The 20814-nt window shown below is 35.6% G+C and carries 15 protein-coding genes and 1 pseudogene; 11 read left to right on the top strand and 5 right to left on the bottom strand.

Annotated elements, in window-relative coordinates; genetic code table 11:
• The coding region (locus B0E34_RS01190; RefSeq protein WP_306460653.1) for a transposase at positions 1 to 309 on the top strand (309 nt) is incomplete at its 5' end.
• A gap of 49 nt (positions 310 to 358) precedes the next feature.
• Here B0E34_RS01190 and B0E34_RS01195 read toward each other — a convergent pair.
• Both B0E34_RS01195 and B0E34_RS01200 read right to left on the bottom strand, forming a co-directional pair.
• Positions 359 to 952, bottom strand: coding sequence for a hypothetical protein (locus tag B0E34_RS01195; RefSeq protein WP_123956498.1), 594 nt, complete (start codon positions 950 to 952; stop codon positions 359 to 361).
• A gap of 186 nt (positions 953 to 1138) precedes the next feature.
• The gene (locus B0E34_RS01200) at positions 1139 to 1432 is read right to left on the bottom strand and encodes a hypothetical protein (RefSeq protein WP_087706468.1); all 294 of its coding nucleotides are present in this window, start codon (positions 1430 to 1432) and stop codon (positions 1139 to 1141) included.
• Positions 1433 to 1569: 137 nt separating this feature from the next.
• Between B0E34_RS01200 and B0E34_RS01205 the strand changes: the two genes are divergently transcribed.
• The 3 genes from B0E34_RS01205 (at position 1570) to B0E34_RS01215 (ending at position 5243) form a co-directional block, all read left to right on the top strand.
• Positions 1570 to 4002, top strand: coding sequence for an alpha-ketoacid dehydrogenase subunit alpha/beta (locus B0E34_RS01205; protein WP_087706045.1), 2433 nt, complete (start codon positions 1570 to 1572; stop codon positions 4000 to 4002).
• 89 nt (positions 4003 to 4091) lie between these two features.
• Positions 4092 to 4826: a class I SAM-dependent methyltransferase gene (locus B0E34_RS01210; protein WP_087706047.1), complete on the top strand. Its 735-nt coding sequence runs from the start codon at positions 4092 to 4094 to the stop codon at positions 4824 to 4826.
• Between the two features lie 69 nt (positions 4827 to 4895).
• Positions 4896 to 5243 (top strand): hypothetical protein, encoded by a 348-nt coding sequence (locus tag B0E34_RS01215; RefSeq protein WP_087706049.1) that lies wholly within the window; start codon positions 4896 to 4898, stop codon positions 5241 to 5243.
• Positions 5244 to 5252: 9 nt separating this feature from the next.
• On the opposite strand, the gene B0E34_RS01220 is transcribed toward B0E34_RS01215, so the two are convergent.
• Positions 5253 to 5642, bottom strand: coding sequence for a winged helix-turn-helix transcriptional regulator (locus tag B0E34_RS01220; protein ID WP_087706051.1), 390 nt, complete (start codon positions 5640 to 5642; stop codon positions 5253 to 5255).
• A 304-nt stretch (positions 5643 to 5946) separates the two neighbouring features.
• Between B0E34_RS01220 and B0E34_RS01225 the strand changes: the two genes are divergently transcribed.
• Entirely contained in the window at positions 5947 to 7008 is a 1062-nt protein-coding gene (locus B0E34_RS01225; protein WP_087706053.1) for an NADH:flavin oxidoreductase, read from the top strand.
• Positions 7009 to 7219: 211 nt separating this feature from the next.
• On the opposite strand, the gene B0E34_RS21200 is transcribed toward B0E34_RS01225, so the two are convergent.
• Entirely contained in the window at positions 7220 to 7381 is a 162-nt protein-coding gene (locus B0E34_RS21200) for a hypothetical protein (RefSeq protein WP_165762931.1), read from the bottom strand.
• 278 nt (positions 7382 to 7659) lie between these two features.
• Positions 7660 to 8862, bottom strand: a complete 1203-nt coding sequence (locus B0E34_RS01230) for a C1 family peptidase (protein WP_087706055.1) — start codon at positions 8860 to 8862, stop codon at positions 7660 to 7662.
• A gap of 516 nt (positions 8863 to 9378) precedes the next feature.
• On the opposite strand from B0E34_RS01230, the gene B0E34_RS01235 reads away from it, so the two are divergent.
• From B0E34_RS01235 to B0E34_RS01255, 6 genes and pseudogenes are all read left to right on the top strand, one after another.
• On the top strand, positions 9379 to 9897 hold the full coding sequence (locus B0E34_RS01235; protein WP_087706057.1) for an RNA polymerase sigma factor: 519 nt from the start codon (positions 9379 to 9381) through the stop codon (positions 9895 to 9897).
• A 12-nt stretch (positions 9898 to 9909) separates the two neighbouring features.
• Complete coding sequence (locus B0E34_RS01240; protein ID WP_087706058.1) at positions 9910 to 11034, top strand: TonB-dependent receptor plug domain-containing protein; 1125 nt, start codon at positions 9910 to 9912, stop codon at positions 11032 to 11034.
• 100 nt (positions 11035 to 11134) lie between these two features.
• Complete coding sequence (locus tag B0E34_RS01245; protein ID WP_087706060.1) at positions 11135 to 13906, top strand: TonB-dependent receptor; 2772 nt, start codon at positions 11135 to 11137, stop codon at positions 13904 to 13906.
• A 3-nt stretch (positions 13907 to 13909) separates the two neighbouring features.
• Positions 13910 to 18457 (top strand): TonB-dependent receptor plug domain-containing protein, encoded by a 4548-nt coding sequence (locus tag B0E34_RS01250; protein ID WP_087706062.1) that lies wholly within the window; start codon positions 13910 to 13912, stop codon positions 18455 to 18457.
• 499 nt (positions 18458 to 18956) lie between these two features.
• Positions 18957 to 19328 (top strand): annotated as a pseudogene (locus tag B0E34_RS21535) (thrombospondin type 3 repeat-containing protein); the annotation flags it as partial.
• Positions 19323 to 20771, top strand: a complete 1449-nt coding sequence (locus tag B0E34_RS01255; RefSeq protein WP_371263833.1) for a T9SS type A sorting domain-containing protein — start codon at positions 19323 to 19325, stop codon at positions 20769 to 20771. The pseudogene B0E34_RS21535 and the gene B0E34_RS01255, both read left to right, overlap by 6 nt.
• Positions 20772 to 20814: the final 43 nt, after the last annotated feature.

Raw genomic sequence — 20814 nt, forward strand, 5'->3', positions numbered from 1 at the left:
CTTTGTTTTGGGGATAAAGGTTACAATACTGCTTTATGGAAAGATTTCTTTCAGCAGGGACTGAAAATTATTACCAAGTCAAAAAGTAAAGCCAAAGCAAAGCTGATGCTGCTCAATGAGCGTTATATGCTTCTCAAACGTCCTTTAATAGAGAGTGTGAACGATATTTTTACTTCCGTCTTTGATCTGGAGCATTCCAGACACCGAAATCCCGATAATGCTTTAACCCATATGATCTCTGCCATATGCGCCTATTGTTTTTACCCGGAAAAACCATCGGTAAATTTCCCGAACTGGATAAATGCATAGATGGCAAGGACAACTAAATATAATTCAATATTTTAGCGTCGAGTTCACGTTAATTATTATCGGGAACAGGTCTTACTCCCAAAACAAGCTGTGTTCCGGCAGTAACATTTCCAAAACTTGCCTGAAACGTTACAATATAATTTCCTGCCTGATTGAAGGTAAGCGTTCCGGTAGTTGAATTGTAAGAATAATACGTTGAAGTTACCAAAGGAGCTGCAAAAAGTAAAGTAGCAATCACGCCGCTGTTTGCGTTCTGATCGGCAGATAAACGCGCATGAAAAAGATCTGTAGTGGTAAAATTTATTGTCTTTAAAACACCGTTCCCATCTGCAACTACATATTTATCTGTTCCGGGAACTCCTGTATTGGAATTGATGGCACGAACTCTTACGTTTCCTGTTGCTACATCCAGTTTTTCACTGGGATTTATCGTGCTTATTCCTACATTTCCGGAATTTGTTATTGCAAAATCATTAGCTTGTTGTGTGGTAGTTGGAGTTCCGGAAGCCGCATTATCTTTGTTTCCGTCTACATGAAAGGTCGTTTGAGGATTAGCAGTGTTAACTCCTACCTGTGCGTAAGAAGACAATGGTATCAAAATAAAGGGTAATATTTTAGTTACCTGAAATAATTTGTTTCTCATGATTTTTGAAATTTGTGAATTTTTTTCCAACTTATCCAAAAATCATACCGCGTAATTTAATGTATTTTTATTATAAAATGATATTTATTGATTATAAATATATTTAAATTGCTTTTTTAAGATAAATAAATTTTTATTACTACTATTTTGATAAATATAATTAAATATAGATTTTTAAAATTAAAGTTAAATTATTTTTACCGTTACAATTATAACAGCCAGAACAATGCAAAATAAAGCGATTAAAAATAAATAATCCGCAATAGTTTCAAATCTGTGGGAACGCTTTTCGTGCATTGATCTTATTGCGAGAAAAGAAAAGAAACAACTGAAAGCAAAAAAAAGACAGGCAACTCCGGCAAACTCGTCCAAATGCGTACTGTGGCTTATTTTTGATATCTTTAATGAAGTGATAATGACCAGAGAAAATCCCAAAAGATTACTCGATGCATTAAGAATATGAGACGATTTTTTTTCCATCATTTACAAATTTATTCCAATATAAACACAATTTATTTTATTATCAAATTTTTAAAAAAGATTATTAAAAATTAAAATTAATTTAAAAAGTGTATATTAGCAAAATACTTCAAAATAAAAATATTTAATATTTGGCTATGCAGACAACCTATATTGAAACACAGCAAATTTCCTTTCAAGATTTTAAAAATCAGATACTTGAAGATTATAAATTAGGAAGGATTTCTCGTGAAATGTCCTATTTGGGAAGAAGAGAAGTTCTTACGGGAAAAGCTAAGTTTGGTATTTTTGGGGACGGAAAAGAGCTTCCTCAGCTTGCAATGGCGAAAGTTTTCAGAGATGGAGACTTCCGTTCGGGATATTACAGAGATCAGACCTTTGCATTGGCTGTAAATGCGTTGACTGTTGAAAGTTTTTTTGCACAATTGTATGCAGATACAAGCGTGGAAAGAGAACCTGCTTCAGCCGGAAGACAGATGAACGGTCACTTTGCGACAAGAAGTTTAAATGAAGATGGAAGCTGGAAAGATCTAACGGCTCAGAAAAATATCTCTTCCGATATTTCTCCTACTGCGGGACAGATGCCGAGATTATTAGGATTGGCTCAGGCTTCTAAAATTTATAAAACCGTAAAATTCGAAGGCTCTGAAAAGTTTTCCAGAGAAGGAAATGAGATTGCTTTCGGAACAATCGGGGATGCTTCTACAGCAGAAGGTCATTTCTGGGAAACACTGAATGCGGCTTGTGCGCTTCAGGTTCCAATGGTAGTTTCGATCTGGGACGACGGGTACGGAATTTCTGTTCCTACGAAAAATCAGAGAGCAAAAGCCGATATCGCTGAAATGCTGAGCGGTTTCCAGAGAAAAGAAGGAGAAAATCAGGGGTGCGAAATCATTCAGGTGAAAGCTTGGGATTATCCTGCGCTTTTGGATGCTTATGCTAGAGCAGAACAGTTTGCGAGAGTAGAAAGTGTTCCGGTAGTGGTTCATGTGATTGAAGTTACACAGCCACAAGGTCACTCCACTTCAGGATCTCACGAAAGGTATAAAAATGAAGAACGTCTGTCTTGGGAATCTCAGTTTGACGGATTGGTGAAATTCAGAGAATGGATTTTAAACTATTCCATCGAAATTGAAGGAAAAGAAGAAGTTCTGGCAACAGAAGAAGAGCTGGATGCTATTGATAATGAAGCGAAAAAAACGGTAAAAACAGGACAGAAACAGGCTTGGGAAAATTACCAGAAAACAATTACAGACTTAATCGCTTCCGTTTTACCTTTGGTTGAAAATCTTAAAGGACAAAATGCTGAAATTGAAAATTACATCAGCCAATTCAATAAACTCGTTTCAAAAGCGAAGAAAGATGTTTTCCATTTGGTGAGAAAATCTTTACTGGCAACGAGAGGAACAAATTCTGCGGAAAGAAACCAACTGATGCAGAAATACAACGAGATTTTTGAAGTTGAAAAAGACAATTATTCTTCTCACTTATATTCTCAGTCTCAGTGGAAAGCTGAAAACGTAAAAGAAATAAAGCCCATTTATTCCGATGCTTCTGAAGATGTGGACGGAAGAGTAGTGGTAAGAAACAATTTCGATAAAATATTCGAAAAATATCCTGAAACTTTAGTCTTTGGTGAAGATGCCGGAAATATCGGTGACGTAAACCAAGGTCTTGAAGGAATGCAGGAAAAGTATGGTGACGTTCGTGTTGCCGATACTGGAATCCGTGAAGCAACCATTTTGGGACAGGGAATCGGAATGGCAATGAGAGGTTTAAGACCAATTGCCGAAATCCAGTACCTTGATTATATTTTGTACTGTTTACAGGGAATGAGCGACGATTTGGCAACCGTTCAGTACAGAACAAAAGGTGGTCAGAAATCGCCGGTTATCATCAGAACAAGAGGTCACAGACTGGAAGGAGTTTGGCATTCAGGTTCTCCGATGGCGGGAATTTTGAACCTTTCAAAAGGTATTTTGGTATTGGTTCCAAGAAACTTAACGAAAGCTGCCGGATTTTACAACACCATGCTTCAGAGCGATGATCCGGCTGTAATTGTTGAATGTCTAAACGGTTACAGATTAAAAGAAAAACAACCGGATAATTTAGGTGAATTTACTGTTCCTGTCGGAAAAATCGAGGTGACAAAAGAAGGAAAAGACGTTACGTTGGTTACTTACGGTTCTACGTGGAGAATTGTTATGGAAGCAGCGGAAGAGCTTGAAAAATTAGGAATTTCTGCGGAAGTTATTGATGTTCAGTCATTAATTCCTTTCGATTTAACACACGAAATCGCAGAATCTGTAAAGAAAACAAACCGATTGGTTGTGATTGACGAAGATGTGGAAGGCGGAACTTCAGCGTTTATTCTTCAGCAGATTTTAGAAAAACAAAAGGCGTTCAGATTCTTAGATTCTGATCCGTTAACGATCTCCGCAAACGATCACAGACCTGCGTATGCAAGTGACGGAGATTATTTCAGCAAGCCTTCTGCGGATGATATGGTTGAAAAAATCTATGCAATGTTTAACGAAACAAATCCTCAGAAATATCCTGAGATATTTTAATTGGGATTTTAAATAAATCTTGAAACCGCTTTCTTTTTGAGAGCGGTTTTTTTGTTAGGAATTTGTAAATTAGATTTTAAAGCCTATTCATGAAAATTACAAAACTTGTTGTCCTCTTTAATTATCAAAAAATAGTACTTGGGTTTATTGTTTCGATTCTTCTTTGTGCATTATCATTTTGGATTAATTCAACTCCGATTATTTTAATATTAAGAATTTTAAGCGCACTTATCATAATAAATATTTTTGCATCACTTCTCGCTTCTTACATTTTATATGATCATTCAGATTTGTACGAATTAAAGAAGTTAAAAGGAATTGTAGATTGGAATAAAACAAAAAATGCAATTTTAGTTCACGCAAGCTTTGATCCTTTGTCAAAACGATTGGAGGAAAAATATCCGGATTTGAATTTATCGGTTTGTGATATTTTTGGAAATCGTCACGAACAGGAAAAAGGAATAGAAACTTCAAAGAAAGTATTTCCACCCAATCCGAAGGGAATAAAAATCAAACCGGATCATCTTCCTTTTGAAAATCAATCTCAGGATGTAATTCTTGCTATAACTGCACTTCACGAAATTTTAGATCATGACCAAAGAGTTTTATTTTTCAAAGAAGCGAAGAGAACTTTAAAAGATGATGGCGTAATCATTGTTTCAGAACAATTCAGAGATTTGACAAATTTTATTTTCTTTAACATCGGAGCTTTTCATTTTTTAAGTCAAAATCAATGGAAGAGAGCTATTTCTGAAGCGGGCTTGGAGATTATTGAAAATAAGAAAATTACACCTTTTGCCAATATGTTGATTGTGAAAAAGTGAAATTTTGAAACCGCTTTCTTTTGGAGGCGGTATTTAATTTATATTTGTTTAACCATTAAACTAAAAGTTATGAAATTAAAATTTTCATTTATATATCTTTTATTAATAGTTACGAGTTGTAAAAATGAAAGGAAAGAATTGCTTTTAGCAGACAGGGAAGCTCCCTTAGGTTGGGTTTATCTGAAAATGTATGATGATGAAAGTTTTGAATTTATTTCTCAAGGGATGATGAGAGATAAAGATGTCTACACAGGAAATTATGAGTTTAGAAATGACACGCTTTACTTTAAATATAATGATTCAGTTCCAAAAGCTGGTTCAAATGCAGTAATTGATAATGATTTTGTGAGTTATATTAATGGAAGTTATCCTGAAAGTTTGAAAGTAAAACGTAATAAATTTAAGCTAAAGAAATAAAAAAGGCCATCAAACAACCGTCTTCTGAACTTTCTTCCCTTCCAAAATCATTTTACAGTCCCTCTCTTTCTCAGGATCATACACATGATATTTCGTTTCCCATTCTTCCAACTGATATAAAATCGGCAATAACGCTAAGCCTTTCTCCGTCAATGAATATTCAACTCTTGGAGGAATTTCCTTAAACTCCTCACGAATTACCAATCCGTCGGATTCCATTTCTCTAAGCTGATCGGTCAGAACTTTTCTGGAGATCACATTGATTCTTGCTGCCAATTCTCCGAAACGCAATTTTCGGTCTTTAATCACCAATACAATAATGGGTTTCCATTTGCTTCCCAAAGCAGACATTGCTTTTCCCAAAGGACAACTGTATTGCATTAATTCGTTCTTTTTCATAAAGGTCTATTTCTAATTTCTGTTTTTTGTTGAACACGAAGTTCACAAAGATTTTTTTATACTAACTGTTTCAAGTTTCACAAAGCCGTTTCACTTATAGGAGAACAGAAATCTTCTACAATATCACCACACTAAAATTATAGGATCCTCTCAATCTTAGCCTCTACCTCAACCTCAACCTTACTGTTACCTCCACGTTACCATCATCAGTTACCACAAAGTTACCACTTTTTTTCTTTTTAAGATACAAATATGAACTATTATTAGTTACTTTGTGTAACAATTATAAAATAGTAAGTTTAAAATGAGCACAGAATCATTATTTCAACCTTTTAAATACAAGAATTTAGAACTTAAAAATAGAATCGTAATGGCTCCCATGACGAGAGCACAATCCGATAACGGAGTTCCTACCCAGCAAATCACAGATTATTATGCAAGAAGAGCGGCTTCCGAAGTGGGATTAATTCTTTCGGAAGGAACGGTAATTAACAGACCTGCTTCAAAAAACTTACAGAATATCCCGGATTTTTACGGAACAGAAGCATTGAACGGATGGAAAAATGTAATCGATGCAGTTCATGAAAACGGAGGAAAAATGGGACCACAAATCTGGCACGTCGGAGACACAAGAATGTCAGAAGATTATCCTTCGGTTGAGATGGAAAAAGCTTCTACAATGACGTTGGAAGATATTCAGGATACCATTGCTCAGTTTGCGGCTTCTGCAAAATCTGCGAAAGATCTGGGATTCGATGTAGTGGAAATTCACGGAGCTCACGGTTATCTTATCGACCAGTTTTTCTGGGATGTAACCAATACAAGAACTGATGAGTACGGAGGTAAAACCCTGAAAGAGAGAAGCAGATTTGCGGTTGATGTGGTTAAAGCGATCAGAGCGGCGGTTGGTGAAGATTTCACGATTATTATTCGTCTTTCTCAATGGAAACAGCAGGATTATTCTGCAAAACTTGCGAATACACCGGAAGAAATGGAAGAGTGGTTATTGCCATTGAAAGAAGCGGGAGTTGATATTTTCCACTGCTCTCAAAGACGTTTCTGGGAAGCAGAATTCGAAGGTTCTGATCTTAATTTCGCAGGATGGGCAAAGAAAATTACCGGACAGCCAACCATTACTGTAGGTTCTGTAGGTCTTGAAGGAGATTTTATGGCGGCTTTCGGAGGGCAGGGAACTGAAAAAGCAGATTTAACGGAGCTTACGAAAAGACTGGAAAGAGGAGATTTCGATCTGGTTGCGGTTGGTCGTGCACTTTTACAGGATCCTGAATGGGTAAAGAAAGTAAAAGAAGGAAAAATGGACGAACTTCAGGATTTCAAAGCCGAAAGCATGGCAACACTTTATTAAAAGTCAAAAGTCAATGGTGAATTGCTTTGCTGCCAGTTTTTATTAAACCATTCATTAACCAGCAAAGCGAATTAACTATTCACTTTCTACATAATTTTACCTATCAATTATTTTAAACGAAACCGCTTCAGGAGAGATTCTGAAGCGGTTTTTTCTTTTAAATATTCTAAAGATTTAAAATAACGTTAATTTCAAACACCTGAATTTACATTTAATTAGGACATCCGAAAGTAACGGAAACACATTTCCAGTATCCCGGAATTCCATTTTTTGGCGGATAGTAACACTCAACAGTATTTACTGGACATTCCGGAGCATTTCCTGCATTAATTCTTTTTAAATCAGATTTTGGTAATTTTCTTAAGTTTTTCATATTGAATAAATTTAATTTAATTATCAAATATAATATTTCTCCATTGAATGAAAAAATATTACAGCTCTTAAAAATGAAACTGCTTTCAATTCATTATTTAGATTTTACATTTAAAAAATTAAATCTGACTAAAGAAAATCAACGTGATATTTAAACAGCAAAGCTTTAACTACTTAAAAAACAATAAACAAAATAAAACCGTTCCCAAAAATGAGAACGGTTTTTTAACAGATTTAAATATCTAAAATTGTCATCATTGATGACAAAAGTGATCACATTTAGAGACCAATATTTTTTGTTGGTTTCAATTGCTTTTTAATTGATTTTGGGAGCGCATCCTTATGAACCAGAATTGCTGTCGATTTGTATTCTACATAAGGTCTTGTTACATAAATATACCCTTCAAAATCATTGGTAACACCCCATGAATTTTTCACCATATAATATTCTTTCCCCGACTGATCTTTTGCCAGTCCTACGATGTGCATTCCGTGGTCATCCGTTGTAGAAAGATTATTCAAAGCCTTCTGACGCATATCTTCAGTAATCGTCTTGTCTTTTTTCGGTTCTGTGAATAAAGTTCCTTTATTTTCTTTTGTGATCTGATCCAGATCCATGTCCGGAACATAAGCAACCCCGTTTTTATAAGAGAAATAAGGCTCAGAAACATCCGTTGCCCAACCTACAGAATATCCTTTGTTTACAGCATTGTCGATAATTGCCGTTAAATCTTTCATCGGTACATTCCAGTCAGTATCATGGCTCCAGTTATCCGGAATCGGAACTACAAATTTCTGGTAATACGGATAATCCTTATAAGAAGAAAGTTCTACATAATCTTCCGGATTGATTCCTACAACCTCTTTCGCAAAAGTTTGCGGTGTGTAAGATTTTCCTTCATATGTAAAGTTGGCGGGAACTTTTCCCAGATATTCATCCAAAATAGCATCAACGGAAGACATCCAGTTGTCCGTCAGTTTTCCTTTGGAACCAGCCTGAACCAAACTGTCCAGAACAGGCTTCAATTTTCCCTGCATTTCAGAGAAATTATTTAAACTCTGTCCCTGTTTCAGCCCTGTGTAAACATCCTGTGGAACCGCTCCGTATTTTTTATACATATTAATCACGTCGTGCAGTTCTCCGCCGTCTCCCCAACTGATGGCGCCGTTATTCAGAACGTATAATTTGGCTTTATCGTGGTAAGAATTTCTTGCAGTGTATATCTCCGCCAGATCAACAGGTTTTTTGCCCATTCTCTGCATTTCAGACTCAAGGAAAGAGTTTCCCGAATAGCTCCAGCAGGTTCCCGAAGAACCCTGATTTTTTACCGAAGTTGCACCCACATCTTTCAGCGTGGTAAACTGGAAATTAGCATTCTGGGACTGGTTGTTTTTTAACTTGTTGATTAAGTCATCCTGTGCAAACATCATACTTCCTGCAGACAAAACAAAAAGTAATGACACAAATTTTGAATTTTTCATTACTAAAAAGATTATTTATACGAATAGTCGTTCATATTAAAGATTTGTTACAAAGAGAAAGGTTAAATCGAATCTTCGGTTTTCCGATAAAAAAGTTTTTTATCAGGAGCTGCTTCGCGCTTTCGCTACTCGCTTTTTTGAGGTTTCGGCGGCGGCTTTGCCGCCGCCGAAACCTCAAAAAGAGCTCAGACAGACCGCTCAATCGCGGCTAAGGCAGAAGTCCTTCATTTCAACATTTGTAAACACCATTAAAATTTGTCATCCTGAAAACATCTGACCACAGTTTTTCCACTACATTCAGATAATTGCGGCATCATAAACTTGGTGAAAACAATTTTTAGAAAAATCAAAAAAGAAAATATTTCAAAAATATGAAGTATAGAATTCATTTACAGATGTTTTCGTTCTTAAATTCATTTGCCGCCTTCACTAAAATTCATTATTTTTTCAAAAAAGTTGACCATGTTTCCAACCTTTTTGAAATTTTATGCATCTATGTAGATATAAAGCCTGATTATGGAACGAGAGTTACTATTAGAATGTCAACGGAACGACCGCAATGCGCAGCGGAAAGTCTACGAACAGATGGCGGGAAAACTGTATACTGTCTGCAAACGGTATCTGAAAAACGATGAAGATATCGAAGAAGTTTTGGCAGACACTTTTTATAAGATTTTCACCAAAATGAACCAGCTTCATAATCCCGAAATTTTTGAAGCGTGGGCGAAAAAGATTGCAGTAAATGAGTGCCTGCAAAAAATAAGATCCACGAAAGAACTGCATATTTCTTTAGAAGAAGATCATGCCGTTTCTACAGATTCTGCACTGGAAAATATATCGTTTGAAAAAGATATTTTAAGTCTTTTAAACTTTCTTCCGGAAGGTTGCAGAGCCATTTTCAACCTCTTTGCCATTGAAGGATACCCTCATAAAGAAATTGCAGCCATGCTTTCTATCAGTGAAGGAACCTCAAAATCCCAGCTCAATTTTGCCAGAAAAAGACTTCAGGAACTTTTGATTCATCAAAACATTTAAACTTTTACAACAATGGAAAACAATTCAATAGATAAAACATTCAACGAGGCTTCTAAAACACTGGAAGAACCTGCGACTTTTCCTGGGTTTGATAAAGTTTGGGCGAAAGTGGAAGAAAAATTAGACAAAAAAGAAGAAAAGAAGAGTAAAATAGTTCCGATATGGTTTCCTTACGGTATTGCCGCAAGTTTATTAATCGGATCTGCAATCTTTTACTTTTCCGGTAAAAAAGAAAACGCGGAAGTAACCCAACAAGTTATTGCAAAAAATATAATTTCCGAAAATAAACCTTCTGCTGCTATTTCGGAACACGTTCAGAAAGCTGACAGTATTATAAAAGTGAATATCCAAAAAGAAACTTTACCTCCTGTAACGATAGCTGCTGAAGCTCCGCCAGTTGCAATCCAGGCTCCGTTTCCTGTTGTTTCATCTACTCCGTTAGCTTCTCCTGCACGTTCTGAAGAACCGGTAGTTCTTGAAAGAGAAAATAAAATAATTGAAGACGCTCCTAAAAATCAAAATATTGAAGAGGTAATCGCGATGGGGATTAAAAAAGAAAAAGCTTCGATGGTGAATTCTCTTGCTGCATCTTCATCAGAGAAAAAGAGACTTACCGATCTTAATGCAGTTGCAGATACGGCAGAAGCAGTTTATTCTACCAATCCGTATGATCTTAAAGAATCTTCTCAGGAACCCGAAATTCTGGCATACAATAAAGGATATCTTAAAGCAAAACAGCCAATTGCAGGAAATTATCAGGGTTTGGCAAACAGAATAGGGAACAAAGAAGCGATAAATTCAATTCGTGGAGCAGCTTCAGGCGTCAATATCAATTCAATTTCGGGAAGACAGGGTTCCGGAAAAGTCGATATTTCGATCAGTTGTGAAGGTTCATCCAAGGCAAATAACAGTCCGCTGTTTGTCATCAACGGAAAGGCAACAGATTCCGAACTTTTTAAGAGAATTGATCCTAAAAAAATAGAATCCATCCGTGTTTTTAAAGCAGACACAGCAACCGCACTTTTCGGAAACCAAGCCGTGAATGGAGCTGTTCTGGTGGAAACTAAAGACATTTCCAGAAAAGAAAAAAGAATGCTGAAAAGACTTCTGAAAAAAGAAAAACTGCTGAAAAAGTAGCTTCTCTAAACCTCCAAAACTAATATTCATTCAATATAAATCTGAAAAAAGAAATTTCTTCGTAGGTTTCTTTTTTCGCCTTTTAATCAACAAAAAGACCATGAAGAAGTTGTATTATCTGCTTCCGCTGTTTGCGGTTAACTGCCTCTTCGCGCAGAATTCTCAACGGTATTATTCCGGAATATTTTTAAACGAAAAAGAAAAGCCACAGAATTTTTTAAAGGTTCTGAACAAAAACAGCGGAGTTTATGAACTTACCGATGAAAAAGGCTTTGCCATCATCGCAGCAAAAGATTACGATACTTTGGTTTGGAACAACGGTAAAAACAAAGCGGTTGTATACGGAACCCGTGAGCTGAAAACTATTTTGGAAAGCCAGATAGAGAAAAGAAATGTTCAAAATATTCAGAATAATACGTACGACAGTTTGGTTTCAAATGAACAGAAAAATGAATTTAGTATAGAAAACTCAGGACAAAACCTGAAAGTTAATTTGTTTGATTATTATTCCATCAGAAACATAAAAGAAATCGATAAGAATCTTGTCAGTTTAAAAGGACGAACCCGGAAATTTTTGTTTTTAAACGGAAGCTTTACCACTTCAGCGGAAGTGAAAAGCAGAAATTCGGTTCCTAAAACCCAGAATCAATATGTTCAGGGAAGGTCTGAAAACGGAGAACTGACTTGGAAAGGTCCCGAAACCAATGAAATGTTCAGTTTCGGACCTGATATTTCGAATTTACAGTTTGATAACCAGCCTTATGAATATGATCTGAACGGAAAACTCATTCCTCTCATAAACGGAAATTCTTCCGCGAAAGCTTATAATAACGACATTTTTAAAACGACAGTTGGGTACAATAATCAATTGAGGCTGAATCTGTTTTTCAAAAATAATGAATACTACTACGATGAAAAGTTTCGGATTTCACTGGATCTCGGACAGCAGAAAGATCAGATGTATTTCATGGATCAGTACAGTATTCTTAATTCTTTTAAAACAAAGCTAAGCTCGAAAATTTTAAAATTTGCGGTGGATGCAGCTTTTGTTTACGATGAAAACAAAGCAACGAACTCCAACAGAATTGGCTTGTTCAACAGGGTTTATCAAAATTCTTTACTTACGCCGGTTTCTTTTTCCAATGCTCAGAAGATTTTTCTTACCGATGGTTCGCAGAGAAGCTACAGCAAGTTTGCGGACAATCCGGAGTTTTTATTTTATCAGGATAATCAATACAATTCCAGAGATAGAAGGAGACAGTTCAATTTCGGAATTTCGCGGGACTGGAATCGTTTTAAACTAAATATCACACAATCTTACGAAAATGATTTCTTCCTGAATCTGGACCGTTATAAACCTTCAGCTTACGGTTTTCCCAATGGTGTGCAGAATGAGCGAACGCAAAACAATAAATTGTATAATTCCAGTATTTCAGGAGATTATTCGGTAAATGAATATCGTTGGAACCATCGCTTTAATCTCAATTTTATTGTCAATAATAACAGATTGGAGATTGATAATACTTTAAACAGTAAAAATTATATTTACCAGAGAACTTCGCAGGATTATATCTTCGAATACAGGCTAAATTATGATGGCTATCGTGATTTCGAAATGGGATTGAATGCAGGAAATTCTTTCTACATTTCAAATACTTCACTTAAAAATAATTATTTTCTTCCTAAAGTGGGTGCATATTTTACTTTTAAAGAAATATTCAACTGGAGAAACATCAATTTTAAAATTTTAGGAGCCTACACTCAGCTAAGCTCGGAGCCGGAAATCACAAAATCCTATGCTTCTTACGCAACCACTTTGCTGAATGCGCAGAATTCAAATCAGTATTTTCCGATTCAGGAAGTAGAAACCTTTAAAAATCTGTCGAATATTGATTCCAAAGAATGGAAAACGGGTTTCAGGCTGACTTTAAGATACAATTTAGGTATTGAAGCAGAATATTTTCAACGGAAAATCAACAATGATATTTTTCCGGTTTTTGAAAATGGCAATTTAAAACTGAAAAACCTTGCAGATCATACGTACCGCGGATTGGAAGTGAATTTCTTTTTTGATAATGTTTATCTGGGTTCAGATTTCAGGATGAGTCAGAAAGCTTCATTTTTTAAGTACAGAGATATTGTGGATCGGGTAAATCCGAGATATCATAATACAGCGGTTTCAGGTTTTAAAGACATTTATAAAACATTGTCGGAAGGTGAAGTTCTGGGAGCCGTTGTCGGAAGCTATTTCGAAAGAAATAACAACGGAGCGTTGATTATTGATGAACTGGGTTATCCTAAAAAAGCGAACGGATCTAAAATAATTGCAGATCCAACACCGGATTTTGTCGTTAAATTCAATCATAATTTCACGTATAAAATGCTCACTTTAGACATCAACTGGGAATGGAAAAAAGGCGGACAGGTCTGGAACGGAACTCAGGCTGTTCTCGATTATTACGGACGTTCCCAGACTTCCGGAGATGACAGAAATATTAAAAATTATGTTTTTCAGGGAGTAAATTCCGGTGGAAATCCCAATCAGATTCCTGTTGATTTTTACGATCCCAATCAGGACGTTTCGAAAAACCGATGGACGAGATACGGATATTTGGGCGTTGCGGAAGACTATGTTCAGAAAGCGGATTATGTGAGAATTAATGCGGTTTCTCTAACGGCAAAATTCGATGTCGGACAGTTTAAAAAAGGTTTGGGAATTACATTCTATGTGAATAATATCCTTCTTTGGCAAGCGAATCGTGGCGTAGATTCCAATCAGAATTTCTATGATTCGGATAACGGAAGAGGACTGGATTTTTTCAATCTTCCGTCGTTTAAAACTTTTGGCTGTATGGTTTCATTTCAATTTTAAGGTATGAATTTCAAGGTTATAACATCTATTTTAGGATTATTTTTTCTGGTTTTTGCTTCTCTGTCAAAAGCTCAGGAAGCGTTTAAAAATTTCGAAAAAGAAAAAACGTACATCCAGACCAACCATGTTTTTTATAAACCCGGTGAGGAAATGTACTTTAAAATTTACACGGTAAAGGCAGAAAATAATCTTCCCGCCGATCAGAGCAAAGCCGTCAATTTTGAATTGACAGATCCAAGCGGAACGGTCGTAAAAAAAGCAAAATACGAAATTACAAACGGCTATTCGGAAGGCTATTTTTATTTTAACAGCGACATGAAGGGCGGAATATACAAATTGCGCGCTTTCACCAACTGGATGCAGAATGAAGACGGAAAAAATGCTTTTGAGAAGGAAATTACCCTCCAGAAAATTGTCTCGCCAAGAATTCTGATGAAACTGGAGTTTCCCAAAAAAGGATATGGAGCAGGAGATGAGGTTCTTGCCGATTTTTCAATGAGAAGTCTCAGCAATCTTCCGATTCCTTTTTACGAAGGAGATTACACGGTAATGCATAACGGTGAAAAGATTTCAGAGGGAAAGCTGATAACAGACAAAGAAGGGAAAAATCAACTGAAATTCAGACTTCCTGCTGTTTTAAAATCTTCCGATGCGCTGTTAACCATTAAAATCAATTTCGACGGTTTTACAGAATCCATTTCAAGAAATATTCCGATTGTACTGAATCATCTTGATATAAAATTCATGCCGGAAGGCGGAACTTTCATTAATGGAATTGAACAGAATATTGCCTATAAAATTCTGGATGAATTTGAGAAACCGGTCGATGCAACTTTGGAAATTTTTAATCAAAATCATCAGAAAATTACTGAAACTACAGCGTATAATTTCGGGATGGGAAGTTTTCTTTTTACCCCTCAAAAAGGTGAAAATTATTATGCAAAAGTATTGAAACCTGAGAATATTTCAGCCGTTTATCCGCTTCCGATGGCAAAAGATGAAGGAATTGTTTTCAATATCAATAAAGAAAATCTGAAGATTGTTTTTAAAATCCGATCAGCAGATGAAAAAGATGTTATTCTCAAAGGAAATTTCCGTGAGAAAGAAATGTACAGCAAAACCATTTCATTAAAAAAAGGATTAAATGAATTAGAACTTTTGGAAAATGAATTTCCGATCGGTATTTGCCGATTTACGGTGTTTGAACGTGATATTCCTTTGGCAGAACGCATTGTTTTTACGAATGAAAACAAACAGATGAATGTGAAGATAAAACCGGTAAAGCAAAATTATCTTCCGAGAGAAAAAGTGATTGTGAATATCGAAACCACAGACGAAAATAACAAACCAATTCCCGCAAATCTGGCTCTGAGTGTTGTGGATGATAAACTCTGGACGTATGCAGACGATAAGCAGAATCATATTATTTCGTGGCTGCTGATGGATTCTGAGCTGAAAGGAAAAATTGAAAGACCTCAGTTTTATTTCGATAAAAAAGAAGAAAAAAGAACCAAAAGCCTCGATTTGGTGATGCTTACCAATGGTTACCGATATTTTGAAATGACTCCCGAAGTTATCAAAAACAGAAAATACAAATATCTTCCCGAAAAGAAAAATCCCATCTACGGAATTGTAGAAGATGAAAAAGGAAATCCTGTAAAAGCCGATGTGTATTTCCTTGAGGACGGTAAAATCCTGAAACAGACGACCTCAGAAAACGGATTGTTTTATTTCTATGATCTTAACAGAAATTATTCCAATAAGCTGATTGCGAAATCTGTAGAGCCAAAACAGCAGGTGAAAATCCGGATTTTATCTTACAGACTGGCAATAAATCCTTTGGCTGCAAAATCTCTGAATAATATTAATGTAGAAGAAATTGTAAAAGAAACCGTAAAAGAAGAAGGTAAAATAAAACTGCGTGAAGATGCTGAAAAGGAAATTACGAAAAACACTTCCTCCGAAAACAAACGTTCCCGATCGGTTTCAAGAGGAAGCATGAGAAGTGATACCATAAAATCTCAGAAAATAGAAGAGGTGGTAGTGACGGGAGCAATGGGAATGAAGAAAAAAGAATTGCTTACCAGTTCCGTAACAACGATCAGAACTGAGGAAATTCAGAATCCAAACGTTATGTCTTCTTTGGGCGGAAAAGTTTCAGGACTTGTTATTACTCCCACCAATCAGCCGGGAGGTTATCTCAATGTGCAGATCAGGGGAAATGCTTCTGTTGCCAATAAAAATCCGCTGTATGTTGTGGATGGTGTTCCTGTAGAGAATTTTAAAACAGTCATCAATCCGAATGACATCAACAGTGTAACAATTTTAAAAGATGCCGCTGCAACGGCTATCTATGGAAATCGGGGCGCAAACGGAGTAATTGTTATTAATTCTTCGAAAAATTTCCGGTCTCAGATAAAATTTGATGTAACGCCGAAATCATATTATGCATTGGTGAATATTCCCAATGACAGTCTGGTTTCGTACGAATACACAAGAAATTTTTCCTATCCTGTCTATAAAACGACAAATACTTCTTACAGACACGATTATCGTGAAGCTCTGTATTGGAATCCTGTAGTAGAGACAGGAAAAAACGGAAAAGCACAGGTTGAATTTTATAATTCCGATGCCAGTTCTACTTTCAGAATCATGACAGAAGGAATTTCCTCTTCAGGTTTAATCGGGCGTGATGAAACAACCTATGCGGCTCAAAGTATGATTTCCATAGATGCGAAACTTCCGCAATATCTTACAAGAACAGATCAGATGATGATTCCAGTGGTGGTTAAGAATAATTCTCCGGAAACCCGAAAGGTAACGATGGATGTTATTGTTCCGAATCGTGTGAACGTGGTACAATCAGATAGCACGATTACCTTGAAACCTTTGGAGTCAGGCAGATTATTTGTGAAAATCCAGACCAATGAAGTGGTGGAATCGAATATTCAGTTTACCTTAAGATCAGAAGATTTCAGAGAAACCATGATTCTTCCCTTTAAAGTGGACGAAAAAGGATTTCCGCATCGTTATTCAGTTATCAATAACAAAACAGAAGACCTTAAAATTGATATTCCGGATTATATTGAAGGCAGTTTCTTCTCGTCTTATTATGTGTATGAAAACAATGCATTACAGATGTTTGAAAATATGGAACGCCTGAAAAGAGAACCTTACGGATGTTTTGAACAGCTTTCTTCAACCGTTTATCCAAATATTTTCATTCTGGATTATTTAAAACAGATTAAAAGAATTACACCGGAAACCGAAAGTCTGGTCATCAGAAATATGAAAAAAGGCTATCAGAAAATGCTGAGCTATAAAAACCGTGACGGCGGATTCACTTACTTCGGATCTTCGGAATCGGATGTTGCACTTTCTGCTTTTGCATTGCTTGAATTTAAAGATCTGAAAAAATATGTGAATATCGAACCTAAAATCATTCAGGATCTTACCTCTTTTATTTTATCCAAAAAAAATCAGAACGGAATGTTTGAAGTAAGAAGAAACTATGAAAAAAGCATTCCATATTCAGATTTTGCATGGTCGAGAAATATGTATGTTTTATATGCTTTGTCTAAAACGGGAATCAGAAATCTGGACGATGCCTACGAAATCAATCTGAAACGTGCTTTGGCGTCAAAAGATGCTTATCAGTTGGCTTTAATGGCAAATATTTCTTATAATTTAGGCAAAAATCAGCAGTATAAAGAGTTGATAGCAATTTTAAACAGTCAGTTTGAAGGGAAAAGTTTAAAAACAAGAACCACTTTTACAGGTTCCGGAGGATTTTCTGCGAATGCAGAAACACTATCACTTTATCTGATGGCTTTGCAGAAAGATGAGCAGTTGAGCCAGTTAAAAATTGCAGAAGTTGCAGATCATTTAATCAATTTCAATGGGTATTACGGTTTCGGTTCTACTCAGGCAACAACTTTGGCTTTGGAAGCATTATCTGTATTTTTTTCAAAAAATGAAAAATTATACGGTACTGAAAAACCTTTTATAAAAATAAACGGAGCAGAGATCAGAACGAATAATTCGGTGGGTTCTGCTTTTAAAAACGGAGAAAATACAATCAGCATCAATTATCCTACAAAAAGAGGACTTCCTTACAAACTGGATTACGAATATTACACGTTAAAAGCTCCGAAAAGTGCAGAAATTCCTTTAATTCTGAATACAAAATTAAAATCTGAAACGGCAAAAACAGGAGAGACAGACCGAATGATAATTACCATTCAGAATAAAATAAACAATCAGCTTCCAATGGTGACGGCAAAAATAGGAATTCCGGCAGGATTAACTTTACAGAATGCCTTGCTGAAAGATCTTCTGGATAAAAAACAGGTTTCTTATTACGAAATTTTTGATAATTATCTGGTTCTGTATTGGGAACATTTTGATGCCAACGAAATAAAAACCATTAATCTGGATCTTAAAGTGGAATTTGCGGGAGAATATACAGGAAAAGCAAGCAACGCATACCTTTATTATATGCCGGAAGCAAAATTTTGGAATGAAGGGATAAAAGTCAGAATTCAGCCTTAAAGTTTGTTTTAAAATTGTTGAATTTTTAACTGTTTGATTTATATTTAATTAAAAAGTCTGCTTAAACTTTTTATTTAACCGCAAAAGTCACAAAAGATCTGCTAAATTTTTTATTTAAAGTAGATTATTATAAATGAAAAAGCTCACCATAGTTTTAAAAATCTTTGATTTTTATTCTTTTGAGTGCTTTGATTATTCTGGAAATTCGCTTTAACATTTTCTTTTGTCCCTTTTGCGGTTAATTCTGAAATTAGTTTAAACAAGTTTAAATTATAAAAATGAAGAGGGTGAAGTTTTAACAAAAAAATATCAACTCCACTGCAACTTTTCCGAAAATCTGCATACTTAAAACAGAGAAACGGAAAATGATTATATTTTCAGAAAAATAATACATATGAAAAAACTAGGAACTACCATATTGGCTTTGATGTTGGTAATGGGCTGTAAAACCAAAACAGCGACAGATCAGCAAAAAGAGACCCAAAAATTAAGCATCGAAAAAGACAAAGATCAGGACGGCGTTAAAAACTGGAAAGATAAATGTCCTGAAATCGCAGGACCGATAGAAAATAAAGGCTGTCCGTTCCCAGATATGGACGGCGACGGCGTTCCCGATAAAGATGATCAATGCAAAGAACTTTCAGGACCTGTGGAAAATAACGGCTGTCCTTTTCCGGATACCGACGGAGATGGAATAATAGACAAAGATGATGCCTGTCCGACGGTTGCCGGACCCGCAGAAAACAACGGCTGTCCGTGGCCGGATACAGATGGCGACGGAATTCTGGATAAAGACGATGCCTGTCCTACCGTTCCCGGATTACCGGAATATAACGGCTGTCCGAAACCGAAATCGGTTGTGGCTATGGAGATTGAATCTTCACCGCGAAGTTTATCTGCTGCGGGAGCAAAATCGATATCAGGTGTAAAGATTAGTAAATCCAAAACAAAGGGTAAGAAAACAAAAATTTATGAAGAATTTCCGGATGCAGGAAAACTTACAGCAGGAGAAGTAAATGATTTCTCAAAATGGAATTACTGGCAGGATATGGCGGTTCCTGTTTTATCAGAATATAAAAATCAATGGAAACTTTTCCCTGATAAAAGGGTTTCTGTTCAGTTGGTTAATAAAGACAAAAAACCAGTTATTGGTAAGAGATTAAGGTTGTTGAATGATAAGAAAGAAATTATTTGGGAAGCTGTTTCGGATAATAAAGGAAACGCAGAATTATGGATCGCTCCAAGAATAGATTATCAATCTTTATCGAAGAAATATTATATAACAGACGATAAAGGAAAAACTTTGTCAGCTAAAGCAAATTTATTTAAAAAGGGTGAAAATATAATTACAATAGATGCACCATGTCTTCAAAAAAGAAATTTAGATTTAGCTTTTGTTGTAGATGCTACAGGATCTATGGGGGATGAGATTTCTTATTTAAAGGCAGAATTACTGGATGTGCTGAGAAAAGTTGAAAAAAAACTTCAGAATACAACAGATGTTCGTTATGGTTCTGTATTTTACAGAGATCAGGGTGATGAATATATAACGCGTGAATTTAATTTTTCCGACAGAGCTGAAAATTTGGTGAATTTTATTAAAAAACAAAATGCTAATGGAGGTGGAGATACTCCTGAAGCAGTTGTTGAAGCATTGGATTCTTCAATTGATAAACTTAGCTGGAGCAAAGAAAATTCTACAAAAATTATTTTTCTGATTCTTGATGCATCTCCACATTATTCTGAAGAAAATATTAATAAAATATATAATAAAATAAAACTGGCAGCAAAAAAAGGAATTACAATTATTCCTTTGGCAGCGAGTGATACAGATAAAGAAACGGAATATATTATGAGAACGTTTGCATTGCTTACAAACGGAACCTACACATTCCTTACTAACCACAGTGGAATCGGAAATCATCACATCGAACCAACAACAGATTCTTACGAAGTGGAAAAGTTAAATGATTTATTGTTGAGGCTTATTCTGCAACGTTCAACAATACCTTCTTGTCAGAAGCCTTCTAATAATGAATTTATTAATAAAAAAATTGAAGTAGAACTTGAAAATGAAGAAAACCCTAAGGTTAAAATCTATCCAAACCCTACAAAAGGATTAATTAACATACAGTCGAATAAACAGATTGATGAATTATACCTATATGATTTCAGTGGTAAAATTTTAATCAAACAGGAAAAATTACCAAAAGGAAATAATAAAATAGATATTACTTCCTATCCTCAAGGTGTTTATTTAATGAGATGTTTATATGGAAAACAATGGGACGTATTTAAAATTATAAAAAATTAAAGTTAGTGTTAACAGGCATTCTCAAAGGATGTCTGTTTTTATT

It is taken from the genome of Chryseobacterium mucoviscidosis (genome assembly GCF_002177115.1).
In the GTDB taxonomy this organism is placed as follows: domain Bacteria; phylum Bacteroidota; class Bacteroidia; order Flavobacteriales; family Weeksellaceae; genus Chryseobacterium; species Chryseobacterium mucoviscidosis.

Excerpts from the sequence above, each read along its gene's own strand:
- B0E34_RS01195 (WP_123956498.1), bottom strand. The coding sequence starts at position 952 with ATGAGAAACAAATTATTTCAGGTAACTAAAATATTACCCTTTATTTTG.
- B0E34_RS01200 (WP_087706468.1), bottom strand. The coding sequence starts at position 1,432 with ATGGAAAAAAAATCGTCTCATATTCTTAATGCATCGAGTAATCTTTTG.
- B0E34_RS01205 (WP_087706045.1), top strand. The coding sequence starts at position 1,570 with ATGCAGACAACCTATATTGAAACACAGCAAATTTCCTTTCAAGATTTT.
- B0E34_RS01210 (WP_087706047.1), top strand. The coding sequence starts at position 4,092 with ATGAAAATTACAAAACTTGTTGTCCTCTTTAATTATCAAAAAATAGTA.
- B0E34_RS01215 (WP_087706049.1), top strand. The coding sequence starts at position 4,896 with ATGAAATTAAAATTTTCATTTATATATCTTTTATTAATAGTTACGAGT.
- B0E34_RS01220 (WP_087706051.1), bottom strand. The coding sequence starts at position 5,642 with ATGAAAAAGAACGAATTAATGCAATACAGTTGTCCTTTGGGAAAAGCA.
- B0E34_RS01225 (WP_087706053.1), top strand. The coding sequence starts at position 5,947 with ATGAGCACAGAATCATTATTTCAACCTTTTAAATACAAGAATTTAGAA.
- B0E34_RS21200 (WP_165762931.1), bottom strand. The coding sequence starts at position 7,381 with ATGAAAAACTTAAGAAAATTACCAAAATCTGATTTAAAAAGAATTAAT.
- B0E34_RS01230 (WP_087706055.1), bottom strand. The coding sequence starts at position 8,862 with ATGAAAAATTCAAAATTTGTGTCATTACTTTTTGTTTTGTCTGCAGGA.
- B0E34_RS01235 (WP_087706057.1), top strand. The coding sequence starts at position 9,379 with ATGGAACGAGAGTTACTATTAGAATGTCAACGGAACGACCGCAATGCG.
- B0E34_RS01240 (WP_087706058.1), top strand. The coding sequence starts at position 9,910 with ATGGAAAACAATTCAATAGATAAAACATTCAACGAGGCTTCTAAAACA.
- B0E34_RS01245 (WP_087706060.1), top strand. The coding sequence starts at position 11,135 with ATGAAGAAGTTGTATTATCTGCTTCCGCTGTTTGCGGTTAACTGCCTC.
- B0E34_RS01250 (WP_087706062.1), top strand. The coding sequence starts at position 13,910 with ATGAATTTCAAGGTTATAACATCTATTTTAGGATTATTTTTTCTGGTT.
- B0E34_RS01255 (WP_371263833.1), top strand. The coding sequence starts at position 19,323 with ATGGAGATTGAATCTTCACCGCGAAGTTTATCTGCTGCGGGAGCAAAA.